Here is a 17,215-nt window from a genome sequence, read left to right as displayed (position 1 = left end):
AAACAAAGAATTAGTGATCCATCTAACGGTCTGGAACCACATTAAAAAATCCGGTCATTTGAATGACCGGATCCTACTTATAAACCTTCTATTCCAAAGCCTATTTAGCTTTTCTTTTATCATATACTTTCTTGGCTCCGAAAGCTGCTCCTGCAGCAATCAAAAATTCAATTCCTGTAATGGGTACAGGATTTTCATCCGGAGGTGGGGGCGGCCCCGGTTGAGCATTTCCTGTAACGGTAAAACCTATCACACAAAGTGCGATCAGAAATGTTTTCCCAAATAACTTATTCATACTATTGTTCCCTATATTATTTCTTAATAACCCTCTGGGTCAAGGTTCCCTTCTCAGTAATTATCTGTATAAGATAAGTTCCTCTTTTTAACCCACTCATATCAACTTTTTCACCTGACCTCTTCACTTTATGTTCATTAATAAATTGGCCAGATAATGTAAATATAGCTATTTTCAATTGATTCAATTCCTTATCCGCAAATTCTATCGTTAAATCCTTCTCAACAGGGTTCGGATAAATATTTAAAATAGCCTCTAGTTTCTCTGCATTTGAAAGAACTTCTTCCTCAAAAATGTAACTCTCACTTATTTTTGTACACACCCCATTAGAAATTTCTACGGAATAATTTCCACTTTCGTTTACTATTAATATAGAATTATTTTCTCCAGAAAGTAACTCACCATTTTTATACCATTGGTAAGAATTGGCCTCAACTGATGACTGTAGGATGTTTCCGGAAACCTCAATCTCAGGCGTTGCCAAATCTTCTACAGTTACGGAAAAACCAAGGACATTGGATGTACAACCATTACTGGAGATACCTTTCACCTCATAAGTAGTCGATTCCTCAGGAGATATATTAAACAGTCCAGTAGAATTTTCATGAACCACCTCATCATTCACCGTTAATTGGTAATTACTTAATGTGAAATTGCTTTGAACCTCAATAGCCAAAGACTCTCCTTTACAAATTATGGAATTTTCCAGGCCATAAATATTTGCTTGTTCATAAACTGAAATATTTATCGACTGATCAGATGTAAATGCACCACACAGTTCATTGGAAATTCCAATTTCTAATTGATTTTCACCTATAGATAACAACTCTGCACCTACCTCAAAAGTTAATTCACCTGAAGTTGTACCCGATTTACCTGATAAAGTATCTGACTGCTGAATTAACCAGTAAGTATTATCAATCTCCGTATTGGAAATAACTATTTGTGCTGTTCCACCAGAACAAATATCTTCCGCACTCACATTTAAGGCAGTATTGATGCTCTTCTGAATATTGATAACTAAGGCCTCAGTAAATGTAAATTCCTCACATTCACCATAATTGGCTTTTATTGTAAAGCTATTTTCTCCTATACCTAAGAAATCCCTCGGTATAGCACTAGCGATGGTTTCTCCATTTCCATTTAATGTGAGTACTTTTTTGGTACCATCATATATTTCATAAGTAATTCCATTTTGAGTATTAATAGAAAAAGATGCTTCACTATTCTCACAAATTGTGGATCCAAAGTAGGCGATAGATTGGTCGATAGCCAAATCATCAACTATAATTTCTATTTCACTTGTTAATGTTCCACTTTCACATCCCTCTTTCTGAGCTAATATGCTAATAGTATTGGTTCCGGCACTTAATAAACTAACGGTTATTGTTCCATCAATAACACCACCGTTACCTTCCAAAATAGCTAATGTATCTGTGCTATTGGTTAAATAATAGCTCACTCCCACTTCTGTAGCTACCGAGTAAGGAGCCATTTCCACCCCACTACAAACTGAAGAACCACTCACAGCCCTATTAAGATCAAGTGATGAATCCATAAAAGCATTGAAACTTGCTACTTCCAAGGTATCACAACCTGAATTGGAGGCTTTTATCGTTAATTCATTATCTCCTGAACTAAGATAATCCGCTGCTATTTCTGCTGAAACACTTGCTCCTGTCCCTTCCAATGTATTGAGCAACTCTATCCCCTTATAAATATAATAAGTGGCAAAACTTTCTGTTTGTTCAATTTCAAAAGTAGCTGATGATTCAAAACAAGTAGTTACATCTGCTACTGAAACAGCCTGGGGTTGGTTGGTTTCTAAAACTAACTCGAATCTGGTACTACCTTTGGATGCCGCATCACTTGTAACATTGAATGTAATAGCCTTCCCATTTTCAACGATTGTAGATTCACCAAGAAAATGGTCAATCAATTTGAAAGAATAGCCTGGTAAATGATCAATATCCCTAAATATTAATTGATAATCTTTTTCATTCACCATTTGTTCAAGACTAAGATATATTGATCTGGAGCAACTATTCTCTTCTGAAGATTTTCCTAATCTGTTCACTTTAAGTTTTCTGCCATCAGAAGAAAGCGTAGAAAGAGTTTCAAAAGTATTCAGTAGTCTGGTAGCATCGTAAGTAGCTTCATAGCTATCAGTGGCATTTTCATTGAAGGCAACTATTCCAATATCTTCTATTGTATCCTTGAGCAATACAATTTCGAAACGCTCTAAAGGAGTACTCTGTCTATAGTAAGTTGGTGTGGAACCTGTTACTTTTGTAGCCTCAGTAGCAGAAACTGAGCCACCTCCTGAAGTAGCCCTCACAAAAAATCCCTGACCCTGTGGTATGAGTTGCTCACCGGAACCATCATAGGCTATATATGCCCCGGTCGATGTATTGTAGATGTGTGCGGTGGAAGCTTCTATACCAGAGTTTACCCATTGCGACCAATCAGTTGGAGCAGGATAAGGGTTAGCAATTGAATTCCAACCTGCATCAGGATCTGTGCCGGTGAAAGTTAAGGCCTGGCTAAAATTACCCGTATGCAACACACCCCTGCCATCCACTGTAACCGGTGCTGCTCCTGGGTAGGTGTACAAATGATATCCCTCTCCCACCGTAAATGTTTCCGTATTGCTTGAGCTCGGGAAAGCTACGTACCTTTCGTTTAATGTCAGTGAGGCTCCCGCATTTTCATCATAGGCGTACAATGAAGGGTTTGTATCGAAACCGGTACCTGTACTACTTCCTGTGAAAACCCCTGTAATTGCGAGTTCATTTTGCAAATCAGCTACACTTACATTAGAGGCAGGAAAACCAATGATATGGAAACCTTTATTATCCCCATTTACTGTATAGATAGCTCTCTGTACAGTAATGTTGCCACTAAATGTAGCATCAGCAGGAATAGTAGCAATAGCGGCATCCCTGGTACTGGAAGAAAGTAAGGTAAAAACACCTGAACCACTACCATCCGCATCAAAAGTGGTACCACTTGACAGGGTGAGAATGTTGGCCAATCTTATATCCGCACCCGTTACCTGGGCAGTTCCACCAGTTACATTCACATTGAATAAGGTGGTTGCACTACTCCCCCCTATTGATTTAGTACCTGTCCCCTCAAAAGCCAAAGTGCCTGAATTGTTATTAAAAGTTCCGTTATTGGTAAAATTAGTTGTTATCGAGATAGGTATATCAGCACTAGCTGTTAAAGTAGCTCCATTATCAATAGTTAAATTTCTAAATTGAGTGGTTCCCGCACCGGATATCACTGTTGTTCCATTGAATATAAAACCACCTGTACCATTGGTTGTAGCCTGAATAGTACCATCATTAATGATATTACCACTTAATAAAACCGTTCTTGCTAAAGGTGCAAATGTACCACTTATAATTCTTAAATCGGAATTGATAGTTTGATCAACTAAATTCATTGAAACTGTACCAGAAGTTTTATTTATACGAACTTCTTCTCCAAATGTAATGGAATTATTGCCACTAATGGCTTGGTCAGCAGTGCCCAGAAAATCAATTCTTTGAGTAGTTGTCCAGGTTCCGTTGTTTGTTACGTCACCTTGAAATGTAATGGGATTAGTATTTTCTGAAATGAAAGTAACTGAATTTTGACTTATTAAGAACTCACCGCCAATCACTAAATTACCCGCACCGGTAAGTGTTTTATTAACACTGCTTCCCCCGGACCTTATTTCCAGATTTGAATAAGTTGTTGCCCAAATATCCTGACTGGAATTTGCTGAATAAATTACTGTAGACCCTGTATTCATATTAAAAGCTGATGGCGCGCTCGATTGAAACCACCACCCTTGAGTTTGATCCGCTCCATTAAAAGCAGTTGAAAAAACAGATGCACTTCCCAAAGTGAAATTGTTTGAATTTACATATGCGCCTGATGTTCTCATTTCAAGAATTCCATTGATATTTAAGGTGTTAAGCAAAGAAGAACTCCCTGAAACACCATAAACCGGAACATTAGATAGTACAGTGCCATTTGTTTGAACAACAAAATTATTACCCACTTCCAGAGCAGATACGCTTCCGGAGATACTCAATGTACCTGAAATTACTGTTAAATTATTAAACTGTATTACCGAATTGTCAAAACCATTTGAATCTATTGTACCATTATTCCCTATTCCAAAAAGTGCTTGTGCAGTAGAAATGGGTGCATTATTATTCCAATAAGCTATCACTTCATTATTAAAAATCCAAAGAGAAGCATCATCCGATAACCCAATACCAGTTCCTGTAAATCTAAATTGACTAGTTCCGGACAACACATTAGCGGTAATAGCAGTAGGAAATCCAAATTCAGCTCCATCCCATCCAATTATACTTCCTCCCACTATCATCAAACCACTGGAAAATGTTAATCCTCCCGCAACATCATATTGAATAAATAAATCCCTACAATTTTGAGTTGAAGAAGTGGTAACAATAAATCCATTTGTATACACATCATCTCCTTCACCAGGAAAATCAATGTTAACTGTTCCCGGAGATGCATTACCCCAAGTAGCACCATCTGCCCAAGCTCCATTTTGAACTGCAACAAAGTTACTAGCAAATACATCTACCCCTAAATACCCGAAGAATATAACTATCAGTAAAAATCTTTTCATAAGTTTCAAACTATAAAGCCCTATCAAATATTAATATCACTTATGCTAACCACACGTTATGGAACACAGTAAATCAATTAACAAAGCTACTCACAATATTATCCTAATCTTAAATAATAAACTACTAAATATTACATTCTATCGAAAAACAGGAGAATTATTTAATGTTTTTTGGCTCCTTTAAGAAGAATAGCATTTCATTCTTCACTAAATTTTTGTCACATTTGTGGTTTAAGGTGTTGGATATCCCTACTTTTGTGGTTTGTTATAATTTTATATGTATTTAAGAAAAATATTCCTTTTCTTTTTCGTAGCCTTCTTATTTAGTGCCTGTGTGGGCAATAAAAGACTGGTATATCTACAAAAAGACGATTTGCACAAGAAACATCCAACAGATACTGTTTTACGCGAGTACCCATTATTTTTTGATGATTACCGTATCCAGCCTCAAGATATTTTATCTGTACAGTTCAAAAGCCTGACAGACGAAACCTACGACATCTTTAAGGATTTCGGTATGGGTAATGTAGGTGGCGGAGGTGCTGCTGGCCTAATTGGCCTGAGAGGTGAATTAGTGGACCCTCAAGGTGAAATTGTCTTTCCCGTGGTGGGAAAAGTAAGGGTGCAAGGCATGACCGTATTTGAGGTGCAGGATACGCTTCAATCTATAGCAAGTAATTATGTAGAAGACCCGGTTGTGAAAGTACGTTTACTTAATTTTAGATTTTCGATTTTAGGTGAGGTAAACGGAGAAGGTTCTGTTTCTACCCAAAACACCCGCACCACCTTTATGGAAGCGATTGCCATGGCCGGAGGGTTATCTGAACTGGCAGATAGAAGAAATGTGAAAATCATCAGGCAAAAAGGAAATACTGCAGAGGTGTTTTATGTGGATTTATTGGAAGAAGATTTTCTTTCATCTGATAAGTTTTATGTCTACCAAAATGACATTATTATAGTACCTCCATTGCAGCAAAGACCTATCAGAAGGTATTACGGACAAAACTTAGGATTATTATTGTCTTCTGTTTCTGCTATTTTACTGATCGCAAATATCATTAACAATTAAGAACTTCCCATTGGATAATCAATTCAACCCATATAGCTCAGATTTTGCAGACCCATCTGCAGGGCAAAACACTTCCGGTGGCACGGCCATTGATTTTAAGCGTGTACTATACAAAATAATCAGGTTTTGGTATGTAATCGTTATCATGTCATTACTGTCTTTATCAGTTGCCTATCTCATCAACAGGTATACCACCAGGATTTACCCGGTAAGTGCTTCAATTATGATTAAAGAAAATCAGGAAGAAGTGGGCGCCAAATTCCTGTACAATAATGCCATCGCAAATCCATACAGAAATTATTTCAACGAAATGTATGTGATCAAATCTTATCCTCTCATTAAAAGTGTAATAGATGAGTTGGGATTTGAAATAGCCTATTATCGTGAAGGGGATATCAAAAGTACTGAATATTACAACCCCAATTTTCCGGTAAATATATTACCTGAAAAACAAAGTACACTTCCGTATGGGAAAAGTGTGGGAATTACCTTCATCAACCAGAAAGAGTTTCTTTTGAATCAATTAAACCCGGTAGATCAACAAAAAACCGGGAAACCTGCAACTTATACCTACAATCAATGGGTACCCATTAATGGGCATCAAGTAAAGTTTGTGAAAGAGGGGTTACTTCCTGAAGGTGACATTAACAAGTACTATGTTATCAGGTTTACTGATCCTGAGAATGTAACAAATACCTATCAAAATAAATTGACTGCCAACTGGGCGGAACAAGGTTCCTCTGTGTTGAATTTACGTCTTAACGGGGCAGAACCTAGAAAGGAAATTGATTTCCTGTTTAAATTTATTGAAAAATACCAGGAATTGGATATTGAAAGAAAAAATCAGACAGCCTTACAAACAATCCAGTTTATAGATGAACAATTAGCCTCCATAGCTGACACCTTACAGTTTTATGAAAACCAATTGATGCGGTTTAAGGAAAAAAATGTGGTGGCCAACCTGGATGGAGAAGCACTTCGCATTTATGAAAAACTGGAAAACATAGAGGAGTCTGCGGTACAATACAAAGTGCAGGAAAAATATTACGAATATCTTCGTAAATTCTTAAATAATCCACAAAGTGAAATAGAGCAAGTAGTTACACCTTCAAGTGTGGGGATTGAAGACCCCGTGATCACTGAAATGATTACCAAACTTCTTAAGTTACATATAGAAATCAAGCAATTCCAGGGAAAGAACAAACAAGAAAATCCAATTCTGCAGGAAAAGAGAAGAGAGCTTGCTACTTTAAGGGACAATATTTTAAGTAGTATTATCACTCTGGAAGAAACCAGGGCAATCATGCAACAATCTATTAATCAACAAAAAAGGTTAATGGAATCGCAATTAAAATTACTTCCAGGTTTGCAGCAGGATTTCATCAACATTAAAAGAAGTTATTCTTTCCGGGAAGGGTTGTATAATTTCCTGATGCAAAAAAGAGCTGAAGCTGCTATTTCCAAAGCTTCCACTACCAGCGATATTAGAACAGTGAACCCACCCAAACTTTCTGGCGGGCCTATCACACCTAAAACCTCACAAAACTACATGATTTTCCTGGCTGTAGGATTAATACTTCCTATTGCATTCTTTATTTTGCTTGAACTTTTCAATAATAAAATTCAGTCCAAGGAAGATATAGAAAAGATTAGTCAGATTCCTGTTATCGGAGGAATTGGACATAAGAAAACAGAAAATAATTTGGTGGTTTATCAAAAACCTCGTTCGGCTGTAGCAGAATCTTTCCGAGCACTTCGTTCCAACCTGAATTTTTATACTGAAGGGAAAGAGAAAAAAATATTCCTGGTGACTAGTTCTATTTCCGGGGAAGGGAAAACCTTCACGACTATAAACCTTGCTACAGTTTTGGCCTTGTCAGGTAAAAAAACCTTGCTCATTGGTGCCGATATGAGAAGACCTAAGATTTTTGATGATTTTAAATTACACAATGAATATGGTTTAAGTAATTTATTATCAGGTCAGGGCACTCTGGCAGAACTAGTGCAAAGTACTGAAGTTGAAAATCTTGATTTGTTGAGTGGCGGCCCTATACCACCCAATCCAAGTGAGTTATTGATGAGAGATATAATGAAAACTGCCTTTAGCAAAGCATTTGATACATATGATTTTATTATCATTGATTCCCCTCCTATTGCTTTGGTAACTGACGCTTTTGTGCTTTCTAAATTTGCAGACCATACCCTCTTTCTTGTTCGTCAGGATTATACACCTAAAGAAGCTGTGCTGGCAGCCAATGAATTGTATGAAAAAGGGAAAATCAAAAATATGAGTATCCTTTTCAACGATATTAAAAAAGCCGGCCCGGGCTATGGTTATGGGTACGGATATGGTTATGGATACGGATATGGGTATGGTTATGGGTACGGAAAAAAGAAAGACGGCTATGGGTATTATCATGAGAGCTAAGTAAAATGAAGCCTAATGCTTTACTGACCAAAATTATATTTTTACTTTGTTGTACAAGTAGGCTAACCTCTGTATTAACATTCATATAAGTTTGGTAATCTTTCTTCCACTAAAATCAACATTAATTATGTGCTGATTAAACTTCATGAAGGCTTGTTCATCGAATAGTCTATAAATTATAATAACAACTTTTCTTTTTTATTTAAATATTTAGGCATATTAGAGAATTAATATGGTTCAATAATATGGCGAATTTTAACCTAATATTTTGAGAGAAAGGGATTTACATAGCTTTTCAATAAGAATTATTTTCCTTTCTGCCATTTTAATAATGGTTTCATGGGGAATAATGGCTCAAAATCCTCCCCAAACCTTAAACGACTCTATACTTTATTATATTCAACAAGCTGAGTCCAGCTGGCATAAGGATATACAAAAAGCCTCAGAAAGTGCTGAAAAAGCATATTTTTTGTCAAAAAAAACTAATTCACCCTACTTAATCACAGAAGCCATTGCTCAATATGGCATTTCATTTTACTCCAATTCGGAATATGACAGTGCTGAAATTTATTATGATTCTGCCTATCAAATAGCCCTCAAACATAATCTATACTCATCCATCTATCTCACATTAAAATCAGCAGCTTTAGGAAAAAAGTCATACTATTTTAAAATAATAGAACTTGTAGATACACAATATCCACTCCTGATGGAAGGTGACAGTAATAAAGTTAATTTATTATTGTCTCAATTAAGTGCTACGCTTGAGATAGGTCGTTCACAAAAAGCTGATTCAATTATTAAAATAATAGAAAGAGATTTCTCCGGAAAAACCTCAGATTCACATGCACTCAAGATATTGAACCTAAAAGGAAAATATTATTCTCAAACAGCCGACTATACAAAATCCGATTCCATTATAAAGTACTTAATCCCTTTTTATCAAAGTTCAGGAGATTTAATGGATGAAGGAAAAGCCTATTTAATACTTGCAGAAAATGCCATGAGTATCAGTAATTATGATGAAAGCATGCAATATTTAATTATGGCTCGTAAACTCTACGAAAGATTATCTTATCAATTTGGAATTGCCACTACCAAAATGATGACCGGCTCCCTTTACTCCTATTTATCAGATTATAATGAAGCATTCACTTATTTATTTGAGGCCCTGGAATATTTTGAAGAGAATGAAAACTTAAATGAAATCCAAAAAATCTATTACGAACTAGGGTGGATTTTACACCTGGAGAACTTAAATGACAGGGCACGCAATTACCTCTCTAAATCAATTAAAATATCCAGACAGATCAAAAATTATATTTCCCTGGGAGATACACACAATGCCTTTGGATCCTTATACCTGAACATGAAACAAAATGATTCGGCTTTGATTCATTTTGATAGAGCTATCCATTATTTCTCCAAAACTGGAAATATGAAATCCTTAGCTGCCTCTAAATTTAATAAAGCTATTGTGCTTGAAAAGAAAGGCCAAAATCAAAATGCACTTGTACTTTACAGAGAAACGTATCAGGTTGATAAAAAATTAGGGAATACTTTGGGGAAAACTGAAGGAGAATATGCCCTGGGAGAGTTCTTTAGGAAAAACAATATTCAGGATTCCGCCCATTTTTATCTTGAAATGGGTGAAAAGAATGCTGAAACCCTTTCAGATAAATCATTACTACTGAAAATTTATAAAAGCCAGGCAGCATTTTATACCCAGACCAACAACTATCCTCAGGCCAACAGCTATTTGCAAAAAGCGATGAACCTACAGGATGAGTTATTTATCAAAGAAAAGGAATTACAATTGGCTGCATTGGAAACCAGCTATGATTTAAAAAACAAAGAAAAGGAATTGGATTTGCTAACTCTTCAAATGGATAATAATGCAAAAACCATTGCATTAAACAACAAAAAAATCCAGTCCCAAAATAATCTACTTATTGGACTAAGCATTGGTATTCTATTACTCCTACTTTTAAGTTATATCATTTACCGTTATCTACAGGTTAAAACCAGGAATAATGAGAAATTAAAGAAACTTAACAAAGAAATACAGGAAAAGCAGGAAGAAATACTCACACAATCAGAAGAACTTCAAGCTTCTAACCAGTTTATCAATGAAATGAATGCGCTTTTAGAGAAAAAGGTAATTGAACGAACAACCGCCTTACAACGAGCTCATACTGAATTGGATAAATTCTTTTATAGAGCATCACACGATTTCAGAGGACCTCTCACTACAATGATGGGACTGGTGGAAGTCTCCCGACTTACTACTACAGATCCATCTGTTGCCAGTATTTTTGACAATGTGGATGTTACTGCCAAAAAATTAGATAAAATGGTCAGAAAACTGCAATCAGTAAGCTTTCTAAGTGATTATCAGGAATTGCCTGATCCTGATCCCATCCATCTTGATGAATTTTTAAAATTCACTGTTGAGAAATTTACGACAGAACATATTCATAAAAAGTTGAAATTCAAGGTGAAAAACAGTGCTCCTAAACAGATATGCTTTTATACCACCTTTTTGGAAATCTGTCTCCATAATTTGATAGAGAATAGTATAACGTTCAACTACAATGAAACTATTGTTATAAATATCGATTTGTGGCTAGAAAAAGAACATCTTCATTTAACTGTAAGTGATAACGGGCATGGCATACCTGCCGAACTACAGGAAAATATCTTTGAAATGTTCGAAAAATCTTCTCATATATCCAAAGGAAATGGATTAGGCCTCTATTTGGTAAAAAAAGTAGTCAACAAGCTAAATGGTTATATTAGGTTGGAAAGCAGCGATAAGGAAGGCAGCATTTTCCATCTGGAATTTCCTTTATTTGATAAGCCTGCATCCGACAAACCAACATCCTAAAAGTTAATTGCGTTATTAGGGAGATGAGGACCAGTGATCCTTATTTATCAAAATCATACTGTTCTGCCAATTTTCAAGGGAAATTGTTAAATTTAGTTTTGACAATCAAATAATGAATATCAAGCGTAAAGAAATTATTTTTATCATGGGAGTTTCAGGTGTGGGCAAAACCACTATCGGGACACTTTTATCAGAAAGGCTTTCCATTCCTTATTTTGATGGAGATGCTTTTCACCCGAAGGAGAATATTGAAAAAATGACCAGTGGTCATCCCCTTAATGACAATGATCGATTGGGTTGGTTAAAAAGCCTTAATACACTTGCAAAGGAACAGCAGGAAATAAAAGGTTGTATTATTGGATGTTCTGCTTTAAAGGAAAAGTACAGAGATTTACTGAAGACCAATATTGAAAATGATGTAAAATGGATATTTTTAACAGGTTCTTATGAGTTAATTGTCAATAGACTGGAATCAAGGAAAGGTCATTATATGCCTCCATCATTGCTTCAGTCGCAACTTGACTCCCTGGAAATTCCAGTGGACGCTATCACCATCAACATTGAAAAACCACCTGAAGAAATAGTTGAAATGCTTACAGCAGAAATATTGAAAAAATCGGATTTTGGGTTGATTGGCCTGGGAGTAATGGGTAAAAGCCTCAGCAGAAACCTTGTAGCAAAAGGTTTCGATATTTCAGTCTACAACAGACATGTACCAGGCACTGAGGAAAATATAGCAAGGGATTTTAAAAATGAATTTGAGGAATTGAAAGAAATTCTGGCATTTGATGACCTTAAGTCTTTTATCGACTCCCTTCAGAAACCCAGAAAAATAATGCTGATGGTAAATGCAGGAAAAGCTGTTGATGCCGTTATTGATGATTTACTGCCTTTTCTTTCCGAAAATGATATAATAATAGATGGAGGCAACTCTCACTATAAAGATACAGCAAGAAGGGAAGCATTTCTTGCAGAAAAAACTGTATTTTTTATTGGAGCAGGTATTTCAGGTGGGGAAGAGGGCGCCTTGACCGGACCATCCATTATGCCAGGTGGAGAAGAAAAAGCTTATAAAATGATAAAGCCATTTCTTGAAACTATTGCTGCCAAAGACAAAAAGGGTAAGCCTTGTTGTACCTACATTGGCTCATCAGGAAGTGGCCATTTCACTAAAATGATTCATAATGGTATTGAGTATGCAGAAATGCAATTACTGACTGAAATATACCAGATTTTCAAATCTACAGGAAAAAATCCTGATGAGATAGCTAAGATGCTTCTACAAAGAGAAAATGTCATGGACAGCTATTTACTTGAAATAACGATTGAAATCCTTAAGAAAAAAGAAAATGGAGAATGGTTGATCAACAAAATACTTGACAAAGCGGAAAATAAAGGAACAGGCAATTGGACTACCATTGCCGCAGCTGAATTGGGCATTCCTAACACCATGATAGCCAGCTCTTTATTTGCCAGGTACATTTCATCTTTTAAAGAAGAACGACTAAAGTTGAATCCCCTGTTTTCCCATGAAAGTAATTCCTTACAACTGAATAGTGGGGAAATTTTAAAAGCCTATCAATTGGCCCGTATCATAAATCACGCACAAGGATTTAAATTGTTAAACGAAGCTTCCAAAGCCTACAATTGGCAACTCAATTTAAGTGAAATAGCCCGAATATGGACCAATGGTTGTATTATTCGCTCCACACTGATGGAAGAGCTAGTGAATGTTTTAGAAAAAAATGAAAATTTGTTTTACGATAAAAACATCCTAGAGTCTGTAAAAGAATTGAAACCGGCTCTATCCGAAACTGTGCCAGAATGTATTAAAAACAGTATCCCTATACCTTGTTTAAGTGAAGCCATTAATTATTTGAATGCAATTACATTATCCGAATCACCTGCCAATTTAATCCAGGCACAGCGTGATTATTTTGGTGCACATACTTATCAAAGAACAGATGATGAATCCGGGGAATTCCATCATACTCACTGGAAAAAGGCAAATCTATGATCGAATATACTCTTTTAGTAGCTGTTCTGGCTGGCATTCTTGTCTTACTTTTCTTAATTCTAAAATTAAAACTTCATGCTTTTCCAGCATTGTTGATTTCCAGCATTGTTGTGGGGGTTTTAGCAGGTCTTGAACCTCTTGCCATAATGGACACCATTCATGAGGGAATGGCCAATACATTGGGGTTTGTAGCAACTGTTGTGGGTTTAGGTGCCATGTTTGGAGCAATACTGGAACATTCTGGAGGAGCAAGGATTGTCGCTAATTTCCTATTAAAAAAGTTCAGTGTAAGCAGGGCTCCTGCTGCAATGGCAGTGGCCGGATTCATCATCGCCATTCCTGTGTTTTTTGAAGTAGGATTTATACTGCTGGTTCCGATGATTTATGCTTTACAAAGACAGACCAAAAAATCATTATTGATATTCGCACTTCCACTATTGGCGGGTTTGGCAGTAACGCATGCTTTTATGCCTCCAACCCCCGGGCCTATTGCAGTGGCAGATATCATTGGTGCTGATTTAGGTTGGGTGATAGTAATTGGAGCCATCATAGGTTTTCCAACTGTTGTTCTGGGCGGATTATTTTATGGCAAATACATTGGCAATAAAATATTTATCGAAGCGCCACCTGTTACAATAGAAGTTGAGGATAATGGGCTTAAGGCAGGAAAAAAAATACCTGGCGTATATACCATTCTGGCAATTATAGCAATTCCTATTATTCTAATTTTATTAAGCACATTTGTTAAGAGTGGGCTCCTATCCATTGAGAACTCAGGTTTAATTCTGGTTTTGAACTTGTTTGGACATCCATTTTCAGCCTTAATTATAGCAAACATTATTGCCTGGTATGTATTAGGGATAAGGTTAGGTTTCTCTAAGAAAGAATTGTTGGATATTACTACTAAGTCAATGGGACCGGCAGGAATGATCATTTTGATAACAGGTGCCGGAGGTGTATTTAAGCAAGTATTGGTCAATACAGGAGCAGGTGAAATGCTGGCCAGTTCATTGGCTGGTATAGGCTTTCCTGTTTTGGTTTTTGCATTTATAGTGGCTTTATTGGTTAGGGTAATTCAAGGTTCGGCAACAGTCGCCATGATTACAGCAGCTGGTTTGGTGTCTCCTTTAATCACGGGAGGTACAGGGAATTTTGAACTAGCGTGCATAGTAATTGCCATTGCAGCGGGTGGAACATTTATGTCGCACGTAAATGACAGTGGGTTTTGGCTGGTAAAGGAGTTGTTGGGCATAAGTGAAAAAGAAACCTTTAAAACATGGACAATAATGACGGGGATCCTATCAATATCGGGATTTTTACTTGTTTTTATAATTTATCTGCTTTATTCCATTTATTAAAAATAAAAAAGTTAGAATTACCAGATTCTATTTTTTCATCAGTTTAGTTATTAACCCTCTGACAGTTATTATCAAAATAATCTCAAATTTAAAAGTACCATGGGAGATCCTAATATGAATATTATAGCAAGAGAACTGAGCTAAACCACTCCTAAACCTCTATCTTCGCTGTTGTAATCACTTTGGAGATGAAATGAGCCATATATTTAAATTAGGAATAGCTAAGACTACTACTATCCGAAAAGAAATTGAAAAGATAATAATGTTCTTACTATTCATATTTTCACTAATAAATTCTAACCTTTAATTATCTTATCAGTTCCTTAACCTGTACAATAGTTATTCATTGCATTTTTCATGATAGAGTTACTACAAAAAATTAATACTAAAGAACCTGTAACAACGGATATTCTGGTCGAATTAATTAATCAGATACGGCCGCCAAAGAATAAACCTGAAATTGCCACTGAGAATTTCGCAAAGCTAAGAGAAGTGCTGAAGCAGAATCCTTCAAAAGCAGAACAACTAAGGAATTACCTCACTAAATTAATATGCTCAAAACAAAGTATTCAATTATTTACCGAATCGGGTATACTATCAAACAAAGGTTTCTTCAGAGAGCTAAGGCATAGGGTTAATTCCCACTTTTTACCTGAAGTTTATAATGAAACAGATCATACAGCCACTTTTAATGAGATGTTTCATAAAAATTGGGATTATCAATGGGTAAATACTATCCCGGACGAAGAATGGTCTGGCCTTTTTCAGGATTTGGGTTTAAGAAGTATAAGTCATTTGGATAAGGAAAATAGCATGCTTATCCAGCTTTTGAATAGTATTTTAGTTTTATCTCAAAGAGTAGCAGCATTAGGACTAGAACCGGAAATTTTAACAAAATTACCTGAACTGGAAGAATTTGATTCTCCGTTTATGGTTCAAAATAAGGAGATTTTCGATTATGTCGAGAATTTTCAGAAAGAAGGTTTTGACAAAACAGATCAGAATCCTGACTATAAGCACATAATGGTTATGTTAAACCAGTGTGAGGATTATATTTCGCTAATAAGAAAGAACAAACGAAAGTTTGGGGCTGATTTGCACCTTACCTATTTACTTTTAAGGCTTAACCAAAACATAGAAAGATTACGCAAACTGCTAAAACTAATTGATGTTTCTAGCGATCCTATTCCTTTCTCTACAGAGATTGAAGTTTTTAAAACATTGGTGATTACTGAAAATAAGAAGAATAGCCTGAGTGAACATTTTGAAAATAATCTCAGTCTTTTGGCTTTTCAGGTAACGGAGCATTCCGGAAAAACAGGGGATCATTATATCACCAACACAAGATTAGAATGGTGGAAGATGCTTCTTTCAGCTATGGGTGGTGGACTAATTGTTGGAGTCCTGACCATTATTAAAGTGCTAATCTATTACCTGCGCCTGGCACCTTTTGGAGAAGCGTTTCTTTACAGTATGAATTATTCCTTAGGGTTTATTGGCATTCACCTGACTCACTCTACATTAGCGACCAAACAGCCTGCCATGACAGCTTCGCGCCTGGCAGCTTCACTTGATGTGAGTGATCAACCAAAAAATGAAGCCTTAGATAATTTAGCCGATCTGATTGTAAAAATTTCAAGGTCCCAATTCATAGCCTTTGTTGGCAATGTAGTAATAGCTTTCCCTGTAGCATTTGGTATAGCTTTAGCTTTCCATTATTTTTCAGGCAGTCATATAGCTGAACCTGAAAAAGCGTTAAAGTTAATTCATGAATTAAATCCATGGGAAAGCTATGCCATCTTTCATGCTGCAATTACCGGCATATTTTTATTCTTATCGGGTCTTATTTCAGGTTATTACGACAATAAAAATGTTTATCATAAAATACATACCCGTTTAAGAAAACATACTGTTTTAATTAGAATATTTGGCAGGCGCAACACCGAACGATTCGGTGGATACATAGAAAATAATTTAGGTAGCCTGGCAGGCAATTTTTTCCTGGGAATTTTTCTTGGTACTACCGGCACTATAGGTTTTATACTTGGCTTGCCATTAGACATACGCCACATTACATTCTCTTCAGGTAATTTCGGAATAGCTGTAGCATCTATAGGTGCGGAACTTAGTCAATACCAAATATGGATGTCAATATCTGGCATCCTTTTAATAGGATTGGTCAATTTTTATGTAAGCTTTTCGCTAGCTACTTTTGTAGCTATTAAATCCAGAAAAGTTAACTTTAAGCAGACCAGAAAACTTATCTCCCTTATATTTAAATTGTTCTTTAAAGCCCCACACCACTTCTTTCTCCCGCCTAAAGATGTAGTGGAAAAAATTAAGGATGAAGCTGAAGTTACTACTGACAAGGAAGATGTTAAGGGTAAAAAGGAGGAAGAAAATACCCATCCTGAAGAGAATAATGAAGAAAATAATTCATCGTCTGAAGAAGGAAAAGTAAGGCCTGTTAAAAAATAAAGAATAAAATGTACAAAGGTTTGAATATC

Annotated in this window: 8 protein-coding genes; 6 read left to right on the top strand and 2 right to left on the bottom strand. The window is 36.1% G+C overall.

From position 1 onward, the window contains the following. Positions 1 to 100 precede the first annotated feature (100 nt). Complete coding sequence (locus tag JKA74_RS07235) at positions 101 to 295, bottom strand: hypothetical protein (protein WP_201430491.1); 195 nt, start codon at positions 293 to 295, stop codon at positions 101 to 103. A 16-nt stretch (positions 296 to 311) separates the two neighbouring features. Beyond that, positions 312 to 4,949: a T9SS type A sorting domain-containing protein gene (locus tag JKA74_RS07230; RefSeq protein WP_201430490.1), complete on the bottom strand. Its 4,638-nt coding sequence runs from the start codon at positions 4,947 to 4,949 to the stop codon at positions 312 to 314. Between the two features lie 277 nt (positions 4,950 to 5,226). On the opposite strand from JKA74_RS07230, the gene JKA74_RS07225 reads away from it, so the two are divergent. The 6 genes from JKA74_RS07225 (at position 5,227) to JKA74_RS07200 (ending at position 17,186) form a co-directional block, all read left to right on the top strand. Continuing rightward, positions 5,227 to 6,018, top strand: coding sequence for a polysaccharide biosynthesis/export family protein (locus tag JKA74_RS07225; RefSeq protein ID WP_201430489.1), 792 nt, complete (start codon positions 5,227 to 5,229; stop codon positions 6,016 to 6,018). A gap of 10 nt (positions 6,019 to 6,028) precedes the next feature. Next, complete coding sequence (locus JKA74_RS07220; RefSeq protein WP_201430488.1) at positions 6,029 to 8,446, top strand: GumC family protein; 2,418 nt, start codon at positions 6,029 to 6,031, stop codon at positions 8,444 to 8,446. 268 nt (positions 8,447 to 8,714) lie between these two features. Beyond that, on the top strand, positions 8,715 to 11,333 hold the full coding sequence (locus JKA74_RS07215; RefSeq protein WP_201430487.1) for an ATP-binding protein: 2,619 nt from the start codon (positions 8,715 to 8,717) through the stop codon (positions 11,331 to 11,333). 112 nt (positions 11,334 to 11,445) lie between these two features. Next, the gene (gene gndA / locus JKA74_RS07210) at positions 11,446 to 13,350 is read left to right on the top strand and encodes an NADP-dependent phosphogluconate dehydrogenase (RefSeq protein ID WP_236587588.1); all 1,905 of its coding nucleotides are present in this window, start codon (positions 11,446 to 11,448) and stop codon (positions 13,348 to 13,350) included. Next, positions 13,347 to 14,708, top strand: a complete 1,362-nt coding sequence (locus JKA74_RS07205; RefSeq protein ID WP_201430486.1) for a GntP family permease — start codon at positions 13,347 to 13,349, stop codon at positions 14,706 to 14,708. Before gndA ends, JKA74_RS07205 begins: the two co-directional genes overlap by 4 nt. Before the next feature lie 357 nt (positions 14,709 to 15,065). Then, positions 15,066 to 17,186, top strand: a complete 2,121-nt coding sequence (locus JKA74_RS07200) for a site-specific recombinase (RefSeq protein ID WP_201430485.1) — start codon at positions 15,066 to 15,068, stop codon at positions 17,184 to 17,186. The last annotated feature ends 29 nt before the right edge of the window (positions 17,187 to 17,215 follow it).

The sequence above is a fragment of the Marivirga aurantiaca genome, assembly GCF_016679925.1.
Classification (GTDB): Bacteria; Bacteroidota; Bacteroidia; order Cytophagales; family Cyclobacteriaceae; genus Marivirga; species Marivirga aurantiaca.
The sequence above is the reverse complement of the archived record's forward strand: the minus strand, read 5'-3'. Positions and strand labels throughout refer to the sequence as shown.

Bases quoted from the DNA above. Each gene is read 5' to 3' on its own strand.
- JKA74_RS07235 (WP_201430491.1), bottom strand. From the start codon at position 295: ATGAATAAGTTATTTGGGAAAACATTTCTGATCGCACTTTGTGTGATA.
- JKA74_RS07230 (WP_201430490.1), bottom strand. From the start codon at position 4,949: ATGAAAAGATTTTTACTGATAGTTATATTCTTCGGGTATTTAGGGGTA.
- JKA74_RS07225 (WP_201430489.1), top strand. From the start codon at position 5,227: ATGTATTTAAGAAAAATATTCCTTTTCTTTTTCGTAGCCTTCTTATTT.
- gndA (WP_236587588.1), top strand. From the start codon at position 11,446: ATGAATATCAAGCGTAAAGAAATTATTTTTATCATGGGAGTTTCAGGT.
- JKA74_RS07205 (WP_201430486.1), top strand. From the start codon at position 13,347: ATGATCGAATATACTCTTTTAGTAGCTGTTCTGGCTGGCATTCTTGTC.
- JKA74_RS07200 (WP_201430485.1), top strand. From the start codon at position 15,066: ATGATAGAGTTACTACAAAAAATTAATACTAAAGAACCTGTAACAACG.